This window comes from Rhizobiales bacterium NRL2, from assembly GCA_001664005.1.
In the GTDB taxonomy this organism is placed as follows: Bacteria; Pseudomonadota; Alphaproteobacteria; order Minwuiales; family Minwuiaceae; genus Minwuia.
In genome coordinates this window covers 3,213,726-3,234,682 of the sequence record CP016093.1, presented here as the reverse complement: position 1 = coordinate 3,234,682, position 20,957 = coordinate 3,213,726, and the positions used below count along the sequence as shown (strand labels likewise).

At 66.7% G+C, this 20,957-nt stretch carries 18 protein-coding genes; 13 read left to right on the top strand and 5 right to left on the bottom strand.

Going from position 1 to position 20,957, the window contains the following annotated elements:
• Positions 1-61 precede the first annotated feature (61 nt).
• The 3 genes from TEF_15025 (at position 62) to TEF_15015 (ending at position 2,893) form a co-directional block, all read left to right on the top strand.
• Entirely contained in the window at positions 62-1,207 is a 1,146-nt protein-coding gene (locus TEF_15025) for a hypothetical protein (GenBank protein ANK81961.1), read from the top strand.
• Positions 1,208-1,244: 37 nt separating this feature from the next.
• Positions 1,245-1,868, top strand: coding sequence for a hypothetical protein (locus TEF_15020; GenBank protein ANK81960.1), 624 nt, complete (start codon positions 1,245-1,247; stop codon positions 1,866-1,868).
• A gap of 299 nt (positions 1,869-2,167) precedes the next feature.
• On the top strand, positions 2,168-2,893 hold the full coding sequence (locus tag TEF_15015; GenBank protein ANK81959.1) for a hypothetical protein: 726 nt from the start codon (positions 2,168-2,170) through the stop codon (positions 2,891-2,893).
• Between the two features lie 6 nt (positions 2,894-2,899).
• Here TEF_15015 and TEF_15010 read toward each other — a convergent pair whose 3' ends face one another.
• The gene (locus TEF_15010) at positions 2,900-3,457 is read right to left on the bottom strand and encodes a hypoxanthine phosphoribosyltransferase (GenBank protein ID ANK83513.1); all 558 of its coding nucleotides are present in this window, start codon (positions 3,455-3,457) and stop codon (positions 2,900-2,902) included.
• 111 nt (positions 3,458-3,568) lie between these two features.
• Here TEF_15010 and TEF_15005 point away from each other — a divergent pair, with 111 nt between their 5' ends.
• The 3 genes from TEF_15005 to TEF_14995 are packed head-to-tail and all read left to right on the top strand — an operon-like array spanning position 3,569 to position 5,922.
• A complete protein-coding gene (locus TEF_15005) occupies positions 3,569-4,594 on the top strand; it encodes a nicotinate-nucleotide--dimethylbenzimidazole phosphoribosyltransferase (protein ANK81958.1) in 1,026 nt (341 codons plus the stop codon).
• Between the two features lie 3 nt (positions 4,595-4,597).
• On the top strand, positions 4,598-5,152 hold the full coding sequence (locus TEF_15000) for a bifunctional adenosylcobinamide kinase/adenosylcobinamide-phosphate guanylyltransferase (GenBank protein ANK81957.1): 555 nt from the start codon (positions 4,598-4,600) through the stop codon (positions 5,150-5,152).
• Positions 5,149-5,922, top strand: coding sequence for a cobalamin 5'-phosphate synthase (locus TEF_14995; GenBank protein ANK81956.1), 774 nt, complete (start codon positions 5,149-5,151; stop codon positions 5,920-5,922). The genes TEF_15000 and TEF_14995 overlap by 4 nt, the downstream gene beginning before the upstream one ends.
• Here TEF_14995 and TEF_14990 read toward each other — a convergent pair.
• Complete coding sequence (locus TEF_14990) at positions 5,899-7,431, bottom strand: hypothetical protein (protein ANK81955.1); 1,533 nt, start codon at positions 7,429-7,431, stop codon at positions 5,899-5,901. The two genes, TEF_14995 and TEF_14990, sit on opposite strands and share 24 nt — an antisense overlap.
• 212 nt (positions 7,432-7,643) lie before the next feature.
• Here TEF_14990 and TEF_14985 point away from each other — a divergent pair, with 212 nt between their 5' ends.
• From TEF_14985 to TEF_14960, 6 genes are all read left to right on the top strand, one after another.
• On the top strand, positions 7,644-9,635 hold the full coding sequence (locus TEF_14985; protein ANK81954.1) for a long-chain fatty acid--CoA ligase: 1,992 nt from the start codon (positions 7,644-7,646) through the stop codon (positions 9,633-9,635).
• A 10-nt stretch (positions 9,636-9,645) separates the two neighbouring features.
• Entirely contained in the window at positions 9,646-10,467 is an 822-nt protein-coding gene (locus TEF_14980; GenBank protein ANK81953.1) for an ABC transporter ATP-binding protein, read from the top strand.
• Between the two features lie 34 nt (positions 10,468-10,501).
• Positions 10,502-11,392 (top strand): ABC transporter permease, encoded by an 891-nt coding sequence (locus tag TEF_14975; protein ID ANK83512.1) that lies wholly within the window; start codon positions 10,502-10,504, stop codon positions 11,390-11,392.
• A gap of 3 nt (positions 11,393-11,395) precedes the next feature.
• Positions 11,396-12,460 carry an ABC transporter permease gene (locus TEF_14970; GenBank protein ID ANK81952.1) on the top strand — a complete coding sequence of 355 codons (1,065 nt, stop codon included), beginning with the start codon at positions 11,396-11,398 and terminating at the stop codon, positions 12,458-12,460.
• Positions 12,461-12,585: 125 nt separating this feature from the next.
• A complete protein-coding gene (locus TEF_14965; GenBank protein ANK81951.1) occupies positions 12,586-13,896 on the top strand; it encodes an ABC transporter permease in 1,311 nt (436 codons plus the stop codon).
• 96 nt (positions 13,897-13,992) lie between these two features.
• Complete coding sequence (locus TEF_14960) at positions 13,993-14,808, top strand: ABC transporter ATP-binding protein (GenBank protein ANK81950.1); 816 nt, start codon at positions 13,993-13,995, stop codon at positions 14,806-14,808.
• Between the two features lie 16 nt (positions 14,809-14,824).
• Here TEF_14960 and TEF_14955 read toward each other — a convergent pair whose 3' ends face one another.
• The 3 genes from TEF_14955 to TEF_14945 form a co-directional block, all read right to left on the bottom strand.
• Positions 14,825-15,826 (bottom strand): ABC transporter substrate-binding protein, encoded by a 1,002-nt coding sequence (locus TEF_14955; protein ANK81949.1) that lies wholly within the window; start codon positions 15,824-15,826, stop codon positions 14,825-14,827.
• Between the two features lie 109 nt (positions 15,827-15,935).
• Entirely contained in the window at positions 15,936-17,915 is a 1,980-nt protein-coding gene (locus TEF_14950) for a C4-dicarboxylate ABC transporter (GenBank protein ANK83511.1), read from the bottom strand.
• Between the two features lie 83 nt (positions 17,916-17,998).
• The gene (locus tag TEF_14945; protein ID ANK83510.1) at positions 17,999-19,138 is read right to left on the bottom strand and encodes a hypothetical protein; all 1,140 of its coding nucleotides are present in this window, start codon (positions 19,136-19,138) and stop codon (positions 17,999-18,001) included.
• Positions 19,139-19,313: 175 nt separating this feature from the next.
• On the opposite strand from TEF_14945, the gene TEF_14940 reads away from it, so the two are divergent.
• Positions 19,314-20,954: a hypothetical protein gene (locus TEF_14940; GenBank protein ID ANK83509.1), complete on the top strand. Its 1,641-nt coding sequence runs from the start codon at positions 19,314-19,316 to the stop codon at positions 20,952-20,954.
• Positions 20,955-20,957 lie beyond the last annotated feature (3 nt).

Below are 20,957 nucleotides of genomic sequence, written 5' to 3'. Positions count from 1 at the left end.
CGATTTCGCGTTGGCGGCGCCGGGGCTATGCTCGGCGGAGTCATCGACAGGGGAGGGGAGCATGGCCTTCGAGCCGGAACTGACGGAGCGTGAAGCCGCGATCGCCGAAACGGCGCGCCGTTTCGCCGCCGAAGAGGTGGCGCCGCACGCCGCGCGCTGGGAGAAGGACCGGGTCTACCCCGCCGAAACCCAGCGCCGGGCCGCCGACGCCGGCCTGACCGGGCTGCTGGTGCCGGAATCGGAGGGTGGGCACGGACTCAGCCTGACCGGCGCCTGCCGGGTCTTCGAGGAACTGGCCGCGGCCTGCATGCCGTTCGCCTTCGGTCTGATCGTCCATGACAACCTGATGGGCAATATCGCCCGCAATGGCAGCGAGGCGCAGCGCCGCGCCCTGCTGCCGGACATGCTCGCCTGCCGGAGCATCGGCACCTTCCTCCTGACCGAACCCGGCATGGGCTCCGACGCGACGGCGGTGGCCTGCCGCGCGGTTGCCGATGACGGTGGCTGGCGTCTGGAGGGCGAGAAGGCCTGGATATCCAGCGCCGCCCACGCTGACGTCCTGTCGGTCTATGCACAGGCCGACCCGGAGCAGGGCTGGCGGGGCGTCATGTGCTTTCTGGTCCAGGCCAGACGGCCGGGCGTCAGCCGGGTCGGACCCTATGACCTTGCCGGCGGTCATGCGCTCGGCGCAGGCGGATTCCGCTTCGACGGCGTCCGCCTGACCGAGGCGGACATCCTGCTGCCGCAGGAGCGGGCCTTCCGCGCGGCCATGTCGGGCATCGACGCGGCCCGTATCTTCGTCGGCGGCATGTCGGTCGGCATGATGCGCGCCTCGCTGGATCGGGCCGTGTCCTATGTGAAGGAACGCCAGGCGTTCGGCCGGCGGATCGCCGACTTCCAGGGCGTGCAATGGATGCTCGCGGATGTCGAGACGGACCTGGAGGCGAGCCGGCTGCTGACCTACCGCGCCGCGGCGCTGGTCGACGCAGGCCAGGACGCCACCCGGGCGGCGGCCCACGCCAAGAAATTCGCGACCCGCGCCGCATTGCAGCGGATTGCGGACTGCATGCAGGTGATGGGCGCGAACGGCCTACGGCTGGAGGAGCCCGCCGCCCGACACCTCGCATCGGCGAAGATCAGCCAGTACATCGACGGCGCGACCGAGATCCAGAACGTGGTTCTCGCCCGCGCCTTGCTTGGGAGTTGAACCGATGAGCGTGATGCGAGCATGTCTTCCTGCATTGATGATTCTGGTCGCCGTTCTGGCGGCGGCCTGCGCCCCGCAGAACGAGTCGGGCTTGCCCGAGGCCACCGCGGGCCAGACGGCGGTGCTCTATCGTTGCGGCAATCTCGACGTACGCGCGGTCTTCGACGGGAAGCGGGCCCAATTGACTCTGGGCGAGCAGCGCGCCGACCTTCAGCGTCTTGAGAAGGCGTCGGGCGCGTTCTACACCGGCACAGTCGAGAACCAGGCCGTCACCTTCCGCGAGGAGGGTGGCGGCGCCCGTCTTGTGTTCGGCCACAGGAGCTTCGACAACTGCACCCGTGTCTCCGCGTTTGGACCACAGGCCCAGTTCACGGCGCTGGGCTGGGATCCGGACTGGAATCTGGCCATTTCCGAGGACCTGATCCGGGTCCACCGGCCCAACTGGCCACCCCTGGTGATACCGGCCAATCGCAGGCCGGGGACCACGGATCAGCGGCAGTTCGAATCCCGCACGCCCGATCACGAGGTCCGGATTACCCGGACGGACCGTCGCTGCACGGATTCCCGCAATGGCGCCGTGTTCAGCGACACGGTCAGCATGCGCATTGACGGTGCGACCTATTCGGGCTGCGGCGGCCGGCTTCTGCGGCTTCCTTCCTGATCGGCCCTGCGCCGTTTACCAAGCCTTAGGGCGCGGCTGTTATGGGTGGTGGTTCGAAGAACCCGTGACCGGGCAGGATTCATCGCTTGAGCACCCAGTACGAACAGGGCGGAACGACACGCAATGGTGGCCTGTGGCAGCGCCTCAACTCCTGGTGGGGCGGTGACGAGGACGCACGACCGTCGGCGCCGTCCCGGCGCGCGTCACAGACCGGCGCACGTGATGCGGAAAGCGAATCCGGCAAGGGGCCGTGGCCGCAGGAACGCATCGTTCTGCTGGAGGGTCTCTTCGGTCCCGGCATGATCAGTCCCGCCGCTGACGCCGTCTACGAACGCCTCGCCGGCCCTCTGCAACTCAACGAGGAATCACGCGTGGTGGAACTGGCCGCAGGCATGGGCGGTCTGGGCCATCGGCTGACCGGCGACTGCGAAGCCGCGATTTTCGCCTACAACGACGAGGTCGAGCATGCCGATCTGGCGCAGGCCTGGCTCGGTTCCAGGGGCTCCCGCGTCAAGGCGGACCGGCGCGATTACCATGACACGGGCCTCAAGCGGGGCTTTGCCGACGCCATCATCGGCAAGGAACCCATCACCCACGTCCGGCGCAAGCACCGGGTCTTGCAGCACCTGTTCCACGTGCTGAAACCGGACGGAAAGATCTATTTCAGCGATCTGTTTCTCACGGGTGACGATCCGGAGTGCCCCGAGGTGGCTGTGTGGTCGGCGCTGGAGCGGCAGCCCATGCATCTGGTCAGCCCGCAACGCTTTCGCGACATGGCCGACGACATCGGCTTCGACGCGCCGAGTTTCGAGGACATCACCCCCCTCTATACCGAGGCCATCCGTAAGGCCTTCGCCAAGACCCGGGAGATTCTGGCCGCCGCGGGTCCGCTGGCGCCCAGGCTGCAGCCCTGGCTGGTATCGGAAGCGGAATACTGGAATCGCCGCGTCACCCTGCTGGAAAGCGGCGAGGCGAAGGTGCAATGCGTCGGTCTGCAGCCCTATACGGGCGCCGATCTGGTCTGATTCCGGTCAGGACGACCTCGCCCGGTCGATCCCCGGATGGATCTTGTGGCGGGCAATCTCGTCGGGCGTCAGGCCGTGGATCTCGTGCGGAAAGACAATCCACCTGTCCGTCTGGTGGATGAAATAGTCAGGCTCGCGGCTGGTGCGGTTCAGCGCCGGCTTGAAGAAGACGGTGGCGACGCGGATCTCGGTGGGCGTGTTGCGCCGGCACTTGCGTTCGATCTCCGTGATCACGGCATCGATGCTGCGCCCCGAATCGAAGGTGTCATCGACGATCAGCAACTGGTCGTCGGCGTCGATGTTGTCGATGATGTAGTTGAGGCCGAAGACGCGCACCGTGTTCGCCTGTTCGCCGGGCCGAATATAGGACGCGGTGCGGATGGCGATGTGGTCGTTTCGTACGCCGTAGTGGTCCAGCACCTCCTGCACGGCGATGCCGATGGGTGCGCCGCCGCGCCAGACGCCGACGATGAAGGAGGGGCGGAAGCCGCTCTCGTAGACCCTGAGCCCGAGCTCGAAGGAATCGCGCAACAGCTCGTCGGCGGTCACATAAATCTTTTCCATGTCGGCTCCGGTTGTGCGAAACGGCTTCATGCCATATCGCGCCGCCACCACGATTCCAAGCCGCCTTGGCCGGGCGCGGAAATTGCGGATTCAGGAACGAACGGGAGCGTCATGATCGATCTGTCTTCCATGGAGGCCCTCCGGGCAGCCTGCACCGATTTCGCCGATGGCGATGCGGCGGCGGCCGACGCGGCGCGCGCGCGTCAGGCCGAACTGGTCAAGCCCGAGGGCTCGCTGGGCCGGCTGGAGGATATCGCCGTTCACATGGCGCGCTGGCAGCGTACCCCGCGGCCGCGCCTGGCGGATGCGCGCATCATCGTCTTCGCCGGCAGCCACGGCGTCACCCGCAATGGCGTCTCCCCATTCCCCGACGAGGTCAACGCCCAGATGCTGGGCGGCTTCCGCGCGGGCTTCGCCGCGATCTGCCAGCTGGCCGAGGCGTTCGGCGCGCGGCTGGAGGCGATCGATTGCGGTGTCGGCGAGCCGACCGGCGACCTGGCGAGCGAGCCGGCGATGACCGAAGAAGGCTTCCTTGAGGCGGTGCGCAAGGGCGTGGACGCAGTTGGTGGCATCGAGGACATTCTGATCTTCGGCGATATGGGCATCGGCAACACGACCGCTGCGGCAGCGGTCGCCGCCGCATTGTTCGGCGGCACGGGAGCCGACTGGGCCGGCCGCGGAGCGGGGCTCGATGAGACGGGGCTGGCGCGCAAGGCCGCGGTTGTGGATCGCTCGCTGGCGTTCCATGGCGATGCCCTTGGCGATCCGCTGGAGGCGCTCCGCCGCGTTGGCGGCCGGGAAATGGCCGCCATCATGGGCGCCTGCCTGGCCGCCCGCCGCCATGGCGTGCCGGTGCTGCTGGACGGTTATATCGTCTGCGCCTCGGTGGCGCCGCTGCGAATGCTCGATCCCGCCGGCCTCGATCATGCGATGGCTGCCCATTGCTCGGCGGAACCCGGCCATCGGCGGGTGCTGGAGCGACTGGAGCTCGATCCGCTGCTCGATCTCGGCATGCGGCTGGGGGAGGGCTCGGGCGCGGCAACCGCGCTGGGCCTCGTCCGCGCCGCGCTGGCCTGTCACAACGGCATGGCCACCTTCGCCGAAGCCGCCGTCGCCGGGCGGAAGGCCGAGGCCTGATCGATGGACGCCTGGTCCGAAGCGCTGGGTGATGCGGCCCCAGCCCCGGCGCTGACCCTGGTGCTGGGGGGGGCGCGCTCGGGCAAGAGCCACTGGGGCGAGAGGCTGATCCGGGCCGCGGCAGGGGCGGCGACCCCGGTCTACGTCGCCACCGCCGAGGCGCTGGACGACGAGATGGCCGAACGCATCGCCCGCCACCAGGCGGAGCGGGGCCGGAACTGGCGCACGATCGAAGCGCCGCATGACCTTCCTGCCGCGATCCGGGAGGACGCCGAGACGCCCATGCTGGTCGACTGCCTGACACTCTGGCTGAGCAACCGCCTGCTGGCGGAGGCCGATCTCGCCGCCGACCGGGCTGGACTGATCGCGGCGCTCGCTGGCCGCTCCGGTCCCACCGTGGTGGTCTCGAACGAGGTCGGACTTGGGCTGGTGCCCGACAACCGGCTGGGCCGCGCCTTCCGCGATGCCCAGGGCACCTTGAACCGGGAGGTCGCCGCGAAGGCGGATTGCGTGCTGTTCGTGGCCGCCGGCCTGCCGCTGGTGATGAAGCGGTCATGAACCGGCGTCGGCAGGTTGAACTGGCGCTGGCCCTCGGCTGGCTGACCCGGCTGCCGGTGCGGTTTCCCGCAGGCGGGGGCGGCGAGCGGACACTGGCGGAGGCGGTCTGGGCCTTTCCGCTGGCCGGCGTCGTTGTCGCTGCCGCAGGCGCCGCGGCTTTCGTGGTGGCCCACTGCTTCGGCGGGCCGGGTCTGCTGGCGGCGGTGCTCGCGGTCGCGGCCATGGTGGTTGTCACGGGCGCCTTGCACGAGGATGGTGTGGCCGACTTCTTCGACGGACTGGGCGCGCGGGGCGGGCGGGCCGCCCGACTTGCGGCGATGCGCGACAGCCGTATCGGCGTCTATGGCGTCATCGCCCTGTTCCTGCTCCTGGCCGCGCGTGTCGCGGCGCTTTCCGGCCTCTCGGGCGGCGAGGCGCTGGCGGCGCTGCTCGCCGCGGCGACCCTGTCGCGGGCGGCCATGGCCTGGCTGATGCTGACCGGCGCCCCGGCGCGCGCGGACGGCGCGGGCAGGGCCGCGGGCGAGCCGGGCGAAGGCGCGGTTGCCGCCGCCGGCGGATTCGCGCTGTTGGCGCTTGTGGCCGCCGCCCTGGTGGCGCCGTTCGGCATTGCGGGACTGGTGCTGGCGCCGGTTCTGGCGCTGACCGCGGCGGAAGCGGTGGGGCGCAAGGCGGCGCGGCGTTTCGGCGGCTATACCGGCGATGTTCTCGGCGCGGCCTGCGTGATGAGCGAGACGGCAGTACTGATACTACTGGCCTTGCTGCTCGCCTGACTCCGGGTCGACACCGAAATCCCCCAGCATGGCGCGGAACCGGTCGGCGTCGGCGATCACGCGCGGCACCTTGTGCTGGCCGCCGGACTTGCCCCGGGACGCCATCCAGCGCTCGAAGCCGCCCTCGCCGACCAGCACAACGCGCGGCGGCTCCATGCCCGTCCCCTCGACGCGGTGGGCTGCGTAGTCGTCGTTGACCTCGGAAAGCCGCTCGTCGATCCGCCTGGCCAGACGGTCGGCATCGGCGCTCCCGCCCTCGGTCTCGATCAGATAGATGTGGCCGCCGCGGCCGCCCCGTTCGGCGTGCAGCACCGGGCCGACGGTGAACTCGGCCACCTGGACGCCCTGGTCGCCGGCTGCGTCGTGCACGGCGGTCTCGATCTCGCTGCCGATCAGGTGCTCGCCGAAGGCCGAAAGCATGTACGAGGTCCGCCCGGTGATCTTCAGCCTCGGACCGTCCCGGTCGACGAAACGGACCGTGTCGCCGACCAGATAGGCGTAAAGGCCGGCGTTCGACGACAGCACCACGGCGTAGTCCTGTCCCGTTTCCAGATTGCCGACCCAGTGCCGGGTCGGATTGTCGGAGTCGAGCTCCTCCAGCGGCACGAACTCGAAGAAGATGCCGTTGTCCGCGATCAGCCGCAGACCGTCCTCATAGGCCTTGTCGGCGACCGCGATGAAGCCTTCCGAGGCCGGATAGACTTCCCGCGTCTTCGCGCCGGTCTCGGCCAGGAAGGGCGCGAACCGTTCCCGGTAGAGCTCCCACGAGACGCCGCCATGAACCAGCAGCTCCAGGTTCGGGAACAGCGGCCGCCCCGCCGCGATCTCCCGCATCCTGTCGATCAGGATCAGCATCCAGCTCGGCGTGCCGGTCCAGATGGTGATCTTTTCCTCGAAGGCGTCGCGGGCGAAGCGGTCCAGTTTCTTCTCCCAGTCCTCCCACAGCGCGACGTCGGTCGGCGGATAGGCGAAGGGCTTCGTCCAGGCGCTCTGGGTGGTGACCGCGATGCCGCTGAGGTCGCCGCTGTCGATGCCGGGCGCCTGTTCGACCAGGTCGGTGGATCCGCCCATCATGAAGGTCTTGCCGGCAAGCGGACGGCTGTCGGGATGGTTCGCCAGGTGGTGAACCACGACGTCGACGGCCGCCTTCTTGTTGGAGGCGATCATTTCGCGGGTCACGGGGATGTATTTGGTCTTGCCCGAGGTCGTGCCTGAAGTGACGGCGAAGTGAGGCGTGCGGCCGGGGCTGGTGATGTTGTCGTGGACGGGAAACGATTCGCGCCACCAGTCCCGCCAGTAGTCCTCGTAGCTGGCAATGGGCACGGCGGCCTGGAAGTCCTCGACCGTGCGGATCTTCGCGAAACCGTGGGCCTTGCCGAAACGCGTGTCCTTCGCCCAGTGGAGCAGTTTCATCAACTCGCGCTCCTGCGCCTCGCGCGGGCTGCGCCGCTTCAGCCGGGCGATCCGCCAGCTGGCGTAGATCTTCATGAGAGGGGTGGCGTCCAGCATGGCGTCTTCCTCCGGTTCAGTCCCGACGGGTTCCGGCGTCGGTCGTGCCGGTATCCGGAGAACACGTCCCAAGCCTTTGCTTGACCGATCGTTTCGGGCGCGCCTTAATCACGGAACGGTCCGTCACGGAAGCGAAACAGAACATCCGGTCGGGTCACGAACAAGGCGGAACGACAGGGGTTCCGCCGCTGCGATTGGGAGGTCGCGAGCGCATGACCGATGTCAGCGCGAGCATCGCGCGTGGCGACACGCTGCCGAAGCTCGTCTTGCGAAACGCACGTCAATGGCCGGACCGGGTCGCCTTCCGCGAGAAGGACTACGGCATCTGGCAGAGCTATCGATGGAAGGAAACCGAGGAGGGCATCCGCGCCCTCGCCATGGGCTTCAAGGCCCTGGGCCTGCAGCGCGGAGACAAGGTTTCCATCGTCGGCGACAACCGGCCCCAGCTCTACTGGGTCTTCCTCGCCGTCGAAGCCATGGGTGGCATCGCCGTGCCCATCTACCAGGATTCGGGCGCCGAAGAGGCCCGGTTCGTCCTCGACCATGGCGAGGTCCGGTTCGTCGTGGCGGAGAATCAGGAACAGGTCGACAAGATCCTCGAGATCAAGGACGCCTGCCCGTCCATCGAGACGGTGGTCTACTTCTACCAGCGGGGCATGCGGAACTACGACATGCCGTTCCTGCATTCCTTCGAGCATGTGCAGGAGATGGGCCGCCGGCTGCAGACCGACAAGCCCGACCTTTTCGAGGCCGAGGTGGCGAAGGGCGAGCCCGGCGACGTCAGCCTGATCGCCTACACCTCCGGCACCACGGGCAATCCGAAGGGTGTGATGCACACCCATCACTCGATCATCACGGCAGCTCAGGCGGTGATCGATTTCGAGGAACTGGACGAACACGACGAGATCATTTGCTACCTGCCCATGGCCTGGGTGGGCGATCATTTCTTCTTCGCCCAAGGCGTCATCGGCGGGTTTCCCGTAAGCTGCCCGGAGAGCGCGGAGACGCTGCTCAACGACATCCGGGAACTGGGGCCGACCTATTTCTTCGCGCCGCCGGCGATCTTCGAGAACCTGCTCACCAACATCACCATCCGCATGGACGACGCCGGCGCCATCAAGCGCTGGATGTACGAGTTCTTCATCGGCGTTGCCCGCCGCTGCGGCATCGATATCCTGGAGGGGCGGAAGGTGAACCTGATCGATCGGCTACTCTACACCATCGGCCGTGTTCTGGTCTACGGACCGCTGAAGGACAATCTGGGCTTCTCACGGGTGCGGTTGGCCTATACGGGCGGCGCGCCGATGGGCCCCGACATCTTCAACTTCTACCGCGGCATCGGCTTCAACCTGAAGCAGCTCTATGGCCAGACGGAGAGTTGCGCCTACGCCTGCATCCAGCGCAATGGCGACGTCCGTCCCGATACCGTGGGACCGCCGGCGCCGGGCTGCGAGATACGCATCGCCGACGACGGCGAGATACTGGTCCGCACGCCGGGCGTATTCACGGCCTACTACAAGAACGACGAGGCGACGCGGGAGGCGCTGGTCGACGGCTGGATCCACACTGGCGACGCCGGCATCTTCACCGACGACGGGCATCTGAAGGTAATCGACCGCGCCAAGGACGTGGGCAAGCTGAACGACGGCACGCTGTTCGCGCCGCAGTTCCTGGAGAACAAGCTGAAGTTCTTCCCCGCCATCCGCGAGGCGGTGTGTCACGGCGATGGCCGCGATTTCGTGACCGCGTTCATCGTCATCGATCAGGAAGCGGTCGGCAGCTGGGCGGAGAAGAACAGCATCTCCTTCGCGTCCTATGCCGATCTGGCCGCCCGCGACGCGGTTTCCGACCTGATCGCCGGCTGTGTGGAGAAGGTGAACGCCGACCTGGCCAGGGATTCGGAACTGGCGAGTTCCCAGATCCGGCGTTTCCTGTTGCTGCACAAGGAACTGGACGCCGATGACGGCGAACTGACCCGCACGCGCAAGGTCCGCCGCCGCATTGTCGCGGAACGCTACGAACCGTTGATCGAGGCGCTGTTCTCCGGCGCCGAGGAAGCCTCCATCGAGAGCCAGGTGACCTATGAGGACGGGCGCAAGGGCTCGCTCAGGGCCAATGTGAAGGTGCGCGACGCCCGGACGTTCGAGCCGCTGCGCCAGTCGCCGCAGTCGACGCCGGCCGAGCCGCTGCGCAAGGCCGGCTGAGGGAGGGATCATGAGCACAGCGGAACAGCTTCCCGCCCGGACCTTCGGGCCGGAGCTTCTCTCGGTCCAGGACGTCTCGCTCAGCTTCGGCGCCGTCAAGGCGATCGTCGGCGTCAGCCTGGAAGTGAACGAGGGCGAGGTCTTCGCCATCATCGGTCCCAACGGCGCCGGCAAGACGTCGATGCTCAACTGCATCAACGGCGTCTACCATCCGCAGGAGGGGACGATCACCTTCCGCGGCGAGAAGCGCCGGCAGATGAAACCCCATGAGGCCGCCGCCGGCGGCATCGCGCGAACCTTCCAGAACGTCGCCCTGTTCCGGGGCATGTCGACGCTCGACAACATCATGACCGGCCGCAACCTGATGATGAAGTCGCACTGGCTGCTGCAGGCGCTGCGCTGGGGGCCGGCGCTCAGGGAGGAACTGGCGCATCGCCGCAAGGTCGAGGAGATCATCGACTTCCTGGAGATCGAGGCGATCCGCAAGACGCCTGTCGGGCGGCTGCCCTACGGCCTGCAGAAGCGGGTCGAACTGGGCCGCGCGCTGGCCGCCGAACCGGACCTGCTGCTGCTGGACGAGCCCATGGCCGGCATGAACATGGAGGAGAAGGAGGACATGTGCCGCTTCATCCTCGATGTGAACGAGGAGTTCGGTACCACGATCATCCTGATCGAGCATGACATGGGCGTCGTGATGGACATTTCCGACCGGGTCGCGGTGCTGGAGTACGGGCGCAAGATCGCCGACGGCACGCCGGACGAGGTCAAGAGGGATCCGAAGGTCATCGAGGCCTATCTCGGGGTCTCGCACCAGGACGGCGAAGAGGGGTAGCGCGGACATGCTGGAAATCATTCCGGAACAGCCGATGTTCCTGGTGGAGGTGATCGTCAGCGGTCTCCTCACGGGGATGATGTACGCCCTGGTGGCGCTGGGCTTCGTGCTGATCTTCAAGGCTTCGGGCATCTTCAACTTCGCGCAGGGCGCCTTCGTCTTCTTCGCCGCGCTGAGCTTCGTCGGTCTGCTCGAAATGGGGGTGAATTTCTGGCTGGCGCTGGTGCTGACGCTGATCATCATGCTGGTGCTGGCCATCGCCATCGAGCGCGTGGTGCTCAGGCCGCTGGTGAACCAGCCACTGATCATCCTGTTCATGGCCACGATCGGGCTTAACTTCCTCGTCGAGGGCATCGCCCAGGTCACCTGGGGGTCGGATGTCTACGCCCTCGACATCCGGATCGAGGACACGCCGGTCGAGTTCTTCATCGAGCATACGGGCATGTTCCTCTCCCGCCAGGAGATCGTCGCCGCCTGTATCGCAGCAGGCATGGTCGTGATCCTGACGATCTTCTTCAATCGGACGAAATACGGCCGCGCCCTGCGCGCGGTCGCCGACGATCATCAGGCGGCGCTGTCGGTTGGTATCCCGCTGCAGACCATCTGGGCCATCACCTGGGGCGCCGCGGGCATCATCGCGCTGGTCGCGGGCATGATGTGGGGCGCCAAGACCGGCGTGCAGTTCAGTCTGGCGCTGCTGGCGCTGAAGGCCCTGCCGGTGCTGATCATCGGCGGCTTCGATTCCATCACCGGGGCGGTCGTCGGCGGCCTGATCATCGGCGCCGGCGAGAAGTTCTTCGAAGTGTTCATCGGCAGCTATTTCGGGGGCGGAACCGAAAACTGGTTCCCCTTCGTGCTGGCCACCGTCTTCCTGCTGTTCCGGCCCCAGGGCCTGTTCGGCGAGAAGATCATCGAGCGGGTCTGAACCATGATCTTTAGAGAAGCCGGCCAGTTCAAATCGAGCTACCGCGAGGACGAGGCGCACCTGGTCCTGCGCGAGGAGCGCCTGTTCGTCCTGGCGGTGACGCTGTTCGCCGCGGTCGTGGTGCCGGCCATCGCCGGGGAGTACCTGCTGCGCTCCATCCTGATCCCGTTCCTGATCTTTGCCCTGGCGACGATCGGGCTGAACATCCTGGTGGGCTATACCGGGCTGATTTCGCTGGGCACCGCAGGGTTCATGGCCGTGGGGGCGTTCGCCGCCTACAAGATCGCGACGTCGTTCCCCTGGATGCATTTCGGTATCGTCTTCGTGCTCGCGGCAGTCGTGGCCGCGGTGGTCGGCATCGCCTTCGGCCTGCCCAGTCTCAGGATCAAGGGCTTCTATCTGGCGGTGACCACGCTGGCGGCGCATTTCTTCATCGAATGGACGCTGACCCATTTCGGCTGGTTCTCGAACTACGCCAGCTCCGGCGTCATCTCGTCGCCGCCGCTGGTGACGTTCGGCTATGTCATCGACGCGGCCTGGGAGCGATACCTGCTCTGCCTCGCCTTCCTCGTCGTCATGACCGTGATCGCCAAGAACCTGGTCAGATCGTCTCTGGGCCGGTCATGGATGGCGATCCGCGACATGGACGTGGCAGCCGAGGTCATCGGCATCCCGATCCTGAAGACCAAGCTGCTGGCCTTCGCCATCTCGTCGTTCTACTGCGGCCTGGCCGGCGCGCTCTGGGCCTTCGTCTTCCTCGGCTCGGTCGAGGCGCAGGCCTTCGACATCTTCCGCGCCTTCGACGTGCTGTTCATGGTCATCATCGGCGGTCTGGGCTCCATCGTCGGCTCCTATCTGGGCGCCGGCTTCTTCGTGATCCTGCCGATCGTGATCACCAACGTCGCCGGCCTGTTCGGCGGCGCGGTCGCCACCGACACGCTGGCGAGCCTGGAACTGGTGGTGTTTGGCGGCATGATCGTCTTCTTCCTGATCGTGGAGCCGTTCGGCCTGGCCCGGATCTGGGAACTGGCGAAGGAAAAGCTCAGACTCTGGCCGTTCCCGTACTGAAACGGTCGGCGCTGCCCCTGCCGGAGGGCGGTGATCGGCTGGCGGAGCCTGGTTCCGCATGGTATCGTTACCGGCGACAATAATCAGGGCTCCGAACACGGAGCGCGACATACAGGGAGACAACGATGCAATTCCGCAAAGTTGCGATCGGCGTGACCGCCGCCGCCATGCTGGCGGGCTCGGCGCAAGCGGCCGAACAGTTCATTCCGGTAGCGGCATACTGGACGGGACCTTACGCCGCCGGCGGTTCGGCTTTCGGCGACGGCATGGCCGACTACTACGAGTTCCTCAACATCCGCGACGGCGGCATCAACGGCGTCAAGCTGACCTACGAGAAGTGCGAGACGGCCTACAAGACCGACCGCATCGTGGAATGCTACGAGAAGATGAAGAACAACGGGCCGACCGGCTCGCCGTTCTACCATCCGTTCTCGACCGGCGGCACCTACGCGGTGTTCGAACGCGCCGAAGCCGACAAGGTGCCGATCATCACCATCGGCTATGGCCGCACGGACGCTTCCGACGGCCGGGTCTTCCCCTATCTGTTCCCGGCTCTGACCAACTACTGGAGCCAGTCGACGGCGAAGATCAAGTTCATCGGCTCGCTCGAGGGCGGGATGGAGAAGCTCAAGGGCCTGAAGATCGCCAACGTCCATCACGACTCCGCCTATGGCAAGGAGACCATCCCGGTCCTGGAGGAGCAGGCGAAGAAGTACGGCTTCGAGTTCCGCAACTTCCCCGTGGCCCATCCGGGTCTTGATCAGAAGGCCATCTGGCTGCAGATCGCCCGGCAGTACCGGCCGGACTACGTGATCCTGCGCGGCTGGGGCGTGATGAACCCGACGTCGCTGAAGGAAGCCGCGCGCGTGCGTTTCCCGGCGAACAAGATCGTCGGCGTCTGGTGGTCGGGTTCCGAGGAGGACACCCGTCCCGCCGGTGATGCGGCCGAGGGCTACTACGCCGCCGGCTACCACGGCGCGGGCACCGACTATCCGGTGATCCAGTGGATGATGGAGCACCTCTACAGCAAGGGTAAGGGTTCGGTCGATCAGGACCGCCTGGGCACGATCTACGTCAACCGCGCCTTCGCCATGGCCATGGTCGGCACGGAGGCGATCCGCGACGCCATGAAGATGGTGGGCGAGAACCGGCCGGTGACCGGCCCCGAGGTACAGGCCGCACTGGAGCAGCTCACCTTCGACAAGGCCCGGCTGGAGAAGCTGGGCGCTGTCGGCCTGCTGCCCGAGTTCGCCATGACCTGCGAGGACCATGAGGGCGGCGCGCCGGTGCGCTTCCTGCAGTGGAACAACGGCGCGTGGACGTCCGCCTCGGACTGGATCGAGACGGACCAGTCGATCGTGCGTCCGATGGTGGAGAAGTCGGCCGCGGCCTATGCGGCGGAGAAGGGCATCACGCCCCGCGACTGCGGCGCCTGATCCTCGCGATCCGATTGACGGCGCGGCGTCCCGGTGAATGCTCCGGGGCGCCGTGGCCCGTCAGGCCCCTTTGAACCGATTCTGCCGGAGCCCCCGATGAGCGAAGCGACCAAGCCTCTGCTGTCGATCAGCAATATCGAGGTCATCTACGACCACGTCATCCTGGTGCTGCGCGGCGTTTCGCTCGAAGTGCCCGAGGGCCGCATCGTCTGTCTGCTCGGCGCCAACGGCGCAGGCAAGACGACGACCCTGAAATCCGTCTCCAACCTGCTGCGATCCGAACGCGGCGAGGTCACAAAGGGGGCGATCGAGTACCGCGGCAAGCGGATCGACCGGCTGACGCCCAACGACGTCGTCAAGCTGGGTGTCGTGCAGGTGATGGAGGGCCGGCATTGCTTCGGCCACCTCACGGTGGAGGAGAACCTGATGACCGGCGCCTATACGCGCCGCGACGGAGCGGGCGAGATCCAGAAGGATATCGACCTGGTCTACCAGTACTTTCCTCGCCTGAAGGAGCGCCGGAGCGCCGAGGCCGGCTACATTTCCGGCGGCGAGCAGCAGATGACGGCAATCGGCCGGGCACTGATGGCGCGGCCCAATCTGATCCTGCTGGACGAACCGTCGATGGGCCTCGCGCCGCAGCTGGTCGAGGAAATCTTCGAGATCGTCTCCCGCCTGAACCGCGAACAGGGCGTCAGCTTTCTTGTCGCCGAGCAGAACACCAATATTGCCCTCCGCTTCGCGCAATACGGCTACATCCTGGAGAACGGCCGCGTCGTGATGGACGGCACTGCCGAGAGCCTGGCCAACAACGAAGACGTCAAGGAGTTCTATCTGGGCCTGTCTTCCGAGGGCCGGCGGAGCTTCCGCGAGACCAAGCACTACCGCCGGCGCAAGCGCTGGCTGTCCTGAGCCGCAGCCGGCCGGGTCAGGAAAGCCCCTCGCGCACGCGCCGGGCGACATCCTCCGGCACCCATTCTGTCCATATTTCGGGGCGCGCCGTCAGGAAACGCCGCGCCGCCGCCTCCGCGTCGCCTTCGAGACGGCGCATGTCCGCCAGCGCCGCCGAGACCAGGTCGTTGGAGGTCCGGTAGGATTCCAGAAAGCCGACGATCTCCGGCGCCGCTTCGGCGAACTCGTCGCTTACAGCGATGGTTATCGCGGACGTCGGATAGGCCGTCGCTGCCTCGGGTCTTCGGTTCCGGTTCATCTCCGACCATATCTCGGGGTCGTAGGGCGGCTCCTCCAGCATGACCAGGTCGTAGGTTCCCAGCACCCAGGTCGGTCCCCAGTAATAGGTCAGGAACGGCTCCCGCTTTTCGTAGTGGCCGGCAATGGCGCGCACCAGGGCGCGGCCGGAAACGGGCCGGAAGTTGTTGAAGTCGTCGGCCAGTCCGTAGGCGTGAAGCTTCCGCGTGTTCACCTTCTCGCAGCCCCAGCCCAGCATGCAGTTGTAGAAGCGGCCCTTGCCGCGGTCCTCGGGGTCCGCGAACAGGTCGCGATAGTCCGCCAGGTCGCGGACGGATTCCAGATCCGGCGCAGGGGCGTCCTCGCCGCGGACCAGATAGGCGGGCACGAACCAGCCCTGAACCGCGTCCGGATAGTTGACGCCCATCTCGACCACGTCGCCGGCCTGTGCGGCCTGCCGCCAGAGGGTCGGGATGTTGTCCTTCCAGACCTCCATCATGATATCGACCTCGCCGCGGGCGAGCGCCTTGAACAGTGGCCGGGTCGCCCCCGGCTTCCGTTCGACGTGGCAGCCATAGCCATCCTTCAGGATGCGGGCCGCGACGGCGACGTGGAAGGCGCTGGAATCCCAGTTCAGGTCGGCCAGCGTCACCGGCTTGTCCACCTCGCAGCGCGCCAGCGCCGCAGGCGCGATGGTCATGATGGCGAGGACTGCGAGGGCAGCCCGGAGAGTACGCGTCATGCCGTTGCGCGCTCGTTGGTTTCGTTGCTGTTTCACCGCTCCATCATAGACGAGGGGGCCGCCCCTGTCAGGACGGCCCCCTCGGGAGGCCCGGCGATGGTCGGATTTCTCAGGCCACGGCGTGACTTCGGGCCTGGATCCAGGCCAGCGCCACGGCCGGCAGGCCGATGGCAAGACCGGCGATCACCAGTTCGACATGGGTGTATCCGGTCAGTTCGCCGCCCGGCGCCAGGAACAGAAGCGCCGCGAGTCCGACCGCAAACCGGATGGGCCATTGCAGCGTCCGGTGATGGGTCAGCTTGCCGACGCCGATCATGTATCCCTGAAGCGCAGAGGCGAGCAGCACGACGCCGATAATCGCGGTGCCGGTGACCACCAGCACCTGCGGCACCGTGCCCTGCATGATCAGGCCCGGATTGAGGACGAAGAAGAACGGGATGAAATAGATCACCGATCCCAGCCGCATCGCCTCGAACCCCGTTCGCATGGGATTGGAGCCCGCGAGGCTCGCCGCCGCGAACGCGCCCAGCGCCACGGGCGGGGTAATGAAGCTGAGCATGCCCCAGTAGAGCATGAACATGTGCACCGCCATCGGATTGAGTCCCGACTGCGTCAACGCCGGGGCCAGGGTGATCGCCAGGATGATGTAGGCGACCGTGACGGTGACGCCGATGCCCATGATGAAGCTGGCGAGCGCGCCCATCAGCAGCAACAGGAAGATGTCGCCGCCGGCCATCGAGAGCAGTTCGTTGGCGAGCGTCGATATCTTGGCAGTCATCGACAGTGCGCCGACGATCATGCCGATGCCGGCGAGGATCGCGGCCAGTTCGGCGAACAGGCGGCCGACGCCGGTGATGAAGTTCTCGACTTCCTTCCAGCCCCAGCGGTTGCCCGGCGTGACCTGGTTGAGGACGATCAGCAGGGCGGTCGCGTAGTAGGGGGCCAGCGCCTCCCGCTGCAGGTAGAGCAGCATGAAGACCAGCAGCAAGAACACGAAGATGTAGTGCCAGCCCTCCTTGATGGTTTCCCTGACCGACGGCATCTCGTGCCGCGGCAGGCCCTTCAGCCCCATCCACGCCGCATAGGCGTCGATCTGCATGAACAGGCCGAAGAAGTAGAGGAAGGACGGGATCGCCGCGGCGATGATGATCTCCGAATAGGGCACGTTCAGGTAGATCGCCATGATGAAGGCGGTGGCGCCCATGATCGGCGGCATCAGCACTCCGCCGGTCGAGGCGCAGGCCTCGACGCCGGCGGCATAGTGAGCCTTGAAGCCCGTCCGCTTCATCGCCGGGATCGAGAGCGAACCGGTGGTCAGCACGTTGGTGATGACGCTGCCGCTCATGGAACCCATCAGGCCCGAGGAGAAGATGGCGACCTTGGCCGGGCCGCCGCGGACATGTCCGAGCAGCGAGAAGGCCAGGTTGATGAAGAACTTGCCGCCCCCCGTGTGTTGCAGCGCCACGCCGAACATCAGGAAGCCGATGACCAGATTGGCGAAGGCGCGGAAGGGGATGCCCAGGATCGATTCCGACGAGATCGCGTGATAGGCGACCGTCTTGCCGAAGGGCTCGTTCTCGAAGGTCTCCAGCGGATCCGGCAGCCACTCGCCGTAAAGGGGATAGGTCGAGAAGACGAGCACGATCAGGAAGACGGAGAGTCCGGCAGCCCGCCGCGTGGCCTCGAGAACCAGCAGCCAGAGAATGCCCGAGGCGATCTGGATGTGCGTGGGCGCCGCCCATTCCCAGCCCAGGTTCACGATGTCGCGGGCGTAGGTGAACAGATAGACGTTGGCGCCAATGGCCGCAGCCATGAGCAGGAGGTCGAAGCCGAACAGGGCCCGCTCGGTCCCGCGCGAACCGACCTTGCCGGTCTTCCGAAGCGGAAAGACGAGGAGGCAGAGCGGCAGCAGCAGCGCCAGAAGGATGAAGAAATACTGCGTATCGACCGGGACGTAGCCGAAGGTATGTCCCAGGTTGAAGAGCATGTAGATCGACAGGAGAACGGTGATGACCGTTGCGGTCATCAATAGGCCGCGCCAGAAAGGCGACAGTGGCCGATACCGGTTCTCGGCATCGGCCACCGCCATCTTCGGTCGCGCGGCGCCCGGCGGGCCCCCAGCGGGGCCCGCCGGCTCGTTACCGGCGCTTTGGTTCATTCAGGTCCAACCGTTCAGTCGAAGACCACCGGCATGCCGGCGTCCTTGAGGGCCTTGGCGCGGATCGGCAGCCACTTGGCGCTGACCTCTTCCGGGCTCATGCCGGCGACCGAACCCATCGAGTCCCAGGCGTCCTTGATGAGCTTCTGGCGCTTCAGCAGCGTCTCGTGGTTGGCCTGGGCCTCGTCGGTCCACATGCCCTGCTCCTTGAAGAAGCGGATGGCGCCCTCGTGATAGGGAATGCCCCAGACCATCGACTGATTGTCCATCGACCAGCCGTCGGCGCCCGGCGCGGAGTCCTTGTAGGCGTCGAAGTTCTCGTGGATCCCCTTGATCAGGGCATAGACCTCGTCGGCGTCCTGATCGGCGTTGGTCACCAGGATCGGGTACGGATAGGTGTAGCCGACATGCGGGTTCTCGGGCGACATTTCCGCCCCCTGGGTGCCCACGTGCTTGAGCGCGATCGGCTGCGCCGCCTGCAGGCGCTTCCAGCCTTCGGTGTCGTCATGCGGCAGGGGCGGCCAGTGGAGGCCGCGCGGGGAAGCCGCCAGACGCTGCGCATGCGGCGTCACGGTGGACATGAAGGCGGCGTCGGACTGGCCGTTGATGATGGCATCGATCGACGCCTTGAAGCCCGAGACCTCGACCTTCTCGACATCGTCCCAGGTCAGGCCGGCGAAGGCCATGTTGGCGGCGGCGTTCCAGTTCAGCGCGTCACCCGCGACCACCCAGGAAACCCGCTTGCCCTTTAGATCCGCCATGGTCTTGATGTCGGCGTCCTTGGCGGTGGCCAGCGACAGGTTGTTCTTGCCGATCGCGGTCATGACCACGCGCAGCGGCTGCGGGCCCCACTCCTCGGAAGCGAACAGGAAGGCGGCTTCCTGACCGAAATAGGCGGCCGCGCCGCAAGCGCAGTAGTCCGCCTGGCCGTCGCGCAGCGGCGCCATGCGGGAAACGTCGTTCTTGCCCGGAATGACGCGCATCTTGACGCCATAGGCCTTGTTCAGCGCATCGCCGACGGCCACCGACTGGGCGTAGCCCGAGGCCGTGGTGCCATAGGCGGTCCAGGTCATCTTGTCCGGCAGCCCGCCCTCGGCCGCGCCGGCCGCGAACGGCAGCGTGGCCAGAGCGGCGGCGGCCGCAACTCGAGTCATGATTCGCATGGGTAAACTCCTCCCTGTTGATCCTTGACCATCTCGAACGTGGCCTGTTGGAAGGGCGTATACTTCCAGACACGCGCGTCCGCTGCAAGCTTGGTATGCAGAATCAGGCCGTGCTAGGAAGCACTTGGAGAACAAGAAAAACCTGATCCCGGGGAGGAACATGCCGATGACCCGCGCCGCCGATCTGATCGTCGCCTGCCTGGAGGCGCAAGGCGCCGACCGCGCCTTCTGCGTGCCGGGCGAGAGCTACCTGGCAACGCTGGACGCCTTCGCGCGGCGCAACCGCATCGAGCTGGTCCAGGCGCGCCACGAATCGGGCGCGGGCTTCATGGCGGTGGCCGACGCCAAGCTGACCGGACGGCCCGGCATCGCGCTGGTCAGCCGTGGACCCGGCGCCACCAACGCCTCCATCGCGGTGCACACGGCCGAGCAGGACGCCGTGCCGCTGGTGTTGTTCATCGGCCAGGTCTCCCGTGACGAGATCGGCCGCGGGGCCTTTCAGGAGATCGACTATTCGAAGATGTTCGGCGACATCGCCAAGGCGGTCTGGACCATCTCCGACGCCGACCGCATCCCGGAGATCGTCGCCCGCGCCTACCAGATCGCGCAGAGCGGGACGCCCGGACCGGTGGTCATCGTGCTGCCCGAAGACATGCAGTTCGACGAGACGGAGGCGCGGCCCGCCGAGCCGATGCCCGTGCCGCGCACGGCGCCGGCGGGTGACGATGTCGACCGTGTCGCGAAGCTGCTGGCAAAGGCCGAGCGGCCGGTGATGATCGCCGGCGGCCTGCTCGACCTGCCGCCGGCCCGCGCGGCGCTGCTGAAGGCGGCGGAGGCGTGGTCGCTGCCGGTGGTCACCAGCTTCAAGCATCAGGACGTCTTCCCGAACGACAGCCCGCTCTATGCCGGCTATCTGGGCTTCAACATTCCGAAGCCGCAGGTGGAGCTGCTGTCGGAAAGCGATCTGATCGTCGCCGTTGGCACGCGCCTGGGCGACACCACCACGCAGGGTTATGTCTTCCCCTCGATCCCGCCGAAGCAGCCGCTGGTGCACGTCTATCCGGACGCCGGCGTCGTCGGCCGGATCTTCGCCGCCGAAATCGGTCTGACGGCGGACCCCGTCGCCTTTCTCGAGGCGCTCGCCGCGCGCGGGAGCGGGGGCGGCCGGGGCGACTGGAACGCGCGGCTGAAAGCCTATGTCGACAAGCTGATGGGCGGCGCGCCTGAGCCGGCGGACGACGGCGTCAATTTCGGCCTTGTCGTCGAGGCGCTGAAGCCGCACCTGACCGACGACGCCATCGTGGTCACCGACGCGGGCAATTTCTCCAGCTGGATTCACCGCCATGTCCGCTTCAACGGGCGGCAGACCATGCTGGGCGCGGTCTCCGGCGCCATGGGCATGGGCACGCCGGCGGCGGTGGCTGCCAGCCTGCGCGCGCCGGAACGGCAGATCATCACCTTTCTCGGCGACGGCGGCGCCATGATGACGGGCCACGAGCTCGCGACCGCGATCGCCCGCGGCGTGAAGTTCAAGGTCTTCGTCTCAAACAACGGCTCCTACGGCACCATCCGCCTGCATCAGGAGAAGTTCTTTCCCGGCACTGTCGCCTCGACCCAGCTCGCCAATCCCGATTTCGCCAAATGGGGCGAGAGCTTCGGCGCGATGGGGGTGACGATCACGAAGGACGATGATCTCGCTGCGAAGGTCGCCGAGGTGATGGCGCATGACGGGCCGGTCGTGGCCGATGTCCATTCGAGCCTGGAACGGATCTCCGCCTATGTCTCGATCGGCGATCTGAAGGGCTGAGTC

Excerpts from the sequence above, each read along its gene's own strand:
- TEF_14940 (ANK83509.1), top strand. The coding sequence starts at position 19,314 with ATGACCCGCGCCGCCGATCTGATCGTCGCCTGCCTGGAGGCGCAAGGC.
- TEF_14950 (ANK83511.1), bottom strand. The coding sequence starts at position 17,915 with ATGGCGGTGGCCGATGCCGAGAACCGGTATCGGCCACTGTCGCCTTTC.
- TEF_14955 (ANK81949.1), bottom strand. The coding sequence starts at position 15,826 with ATGACGCGTACTCTCCGGGCTGCCCTCGCAGTCCTCGCCATCATGACC.
- TEF_14995 (ANK81956.1), top strand. The coding sequence starts at position 5,149 with ATGAACCGGCGTCGGCAGGTTGAACTGGCGCTGGCCCTCGGCTGGCTG.
- TEF_15005 (ANK81958.1), top strand. The coding sequence starts at position 3,569 with ATGATCGATCTGTCTTCCATGGAGGCCCTCCGGGCAGCCTGCACCGAT.
- TEF_15000 (ANK81957.1), top strand. The coding sequence starts at position 4,598 with ATGGACGCCTGGTCCGAAGCGCTGGGTGATGCGGCCCCAGCCCCGGCG.
- TEF_14965 (ANK81951.1), top strand. The coding sequence starts at position 12,586 with ATGCAATTCCGCAAAGTTGCGATCGGCGTGACCGCCGCCGCCATGCTG.
- TEF_14990 (ANK81955.1), bottom strand. The coding sequence starts at position 7,431 with ATGCTGGACGCCACCCCTCTCATGAAGATCTACGCCAGCTGGCGGATC.
- TEF_14985 (ANK81954.1), top strand. The coding sequence starts at position 7,644 with ATGACCGATGTCAGCGCGAGCATCGCGCGTGGCGACACGCTGCCGAAG.
- TEF_15010 (ANK83513.1), bottom strand. The coding sequence starts at position 3,457 with ATGGAAAAGATTTATGTGACCGCCGACGAGCTGTTGCGCGATTCCTTC.
- TEF_15015 (ANK81959.1), top strand. The coding sequence starts at position 2,168 with ATGATCAGTCCCGCCGCTGACGCCGTCTACGAACGCCTCGCCGGCCCT.
- TEF_14980 (ANK81953.1), top strand. The coding sequence starts at position 9,646 with ATGAGCACAGCGGAACAGCTTCCCGCCCGGACCTTCGGGCCGGAGCTT.
- TEF_15025 (ANK81961.1), top strand. The coding sequence starts at position 62 with ATGGCCTTCGAGCCGGAACTGACGGAGCGTGAAGCCGCGATCGCCGAA.
- TEF_14945 (ANK83510.1), bottom strand. The coding sequence starts at position 19,138 with ATGACTCGAGTTGCGGCCGCCGCCGCTCTGGCCACGCTGCCGTTCGCG.
- TEF_14970 (ANK81952.1), top strand. The coding sequence starts at position 11,396 with ATGATCTTTAGAGAAGCCGGCCAGTTCAAATCGAGCTACCGCGAGGAC.
- TEF_14975 (ANK83512.1), top strand. The coding sequence starts at position 10,502 with ATGTTCCTGGTGGAGGTGATCGTCAGCGGTCTCCTCACGGGGATGATG.
- TEF_15020 (ANK81960.1), top strand. The coding sequence starts at position 1,245 with ATGATTCTGGTCGCCGTTCTGGCGGCGGCCTGCGCCCCGCAGAACGAG.
- TEF_14960 (ANK81950.1), top strand. The coding sequence starts at position 13,993 with ATGAGCGAAGCGACCAAGCCTCTGCTGTCGATCAGCAATATCGAGGTC.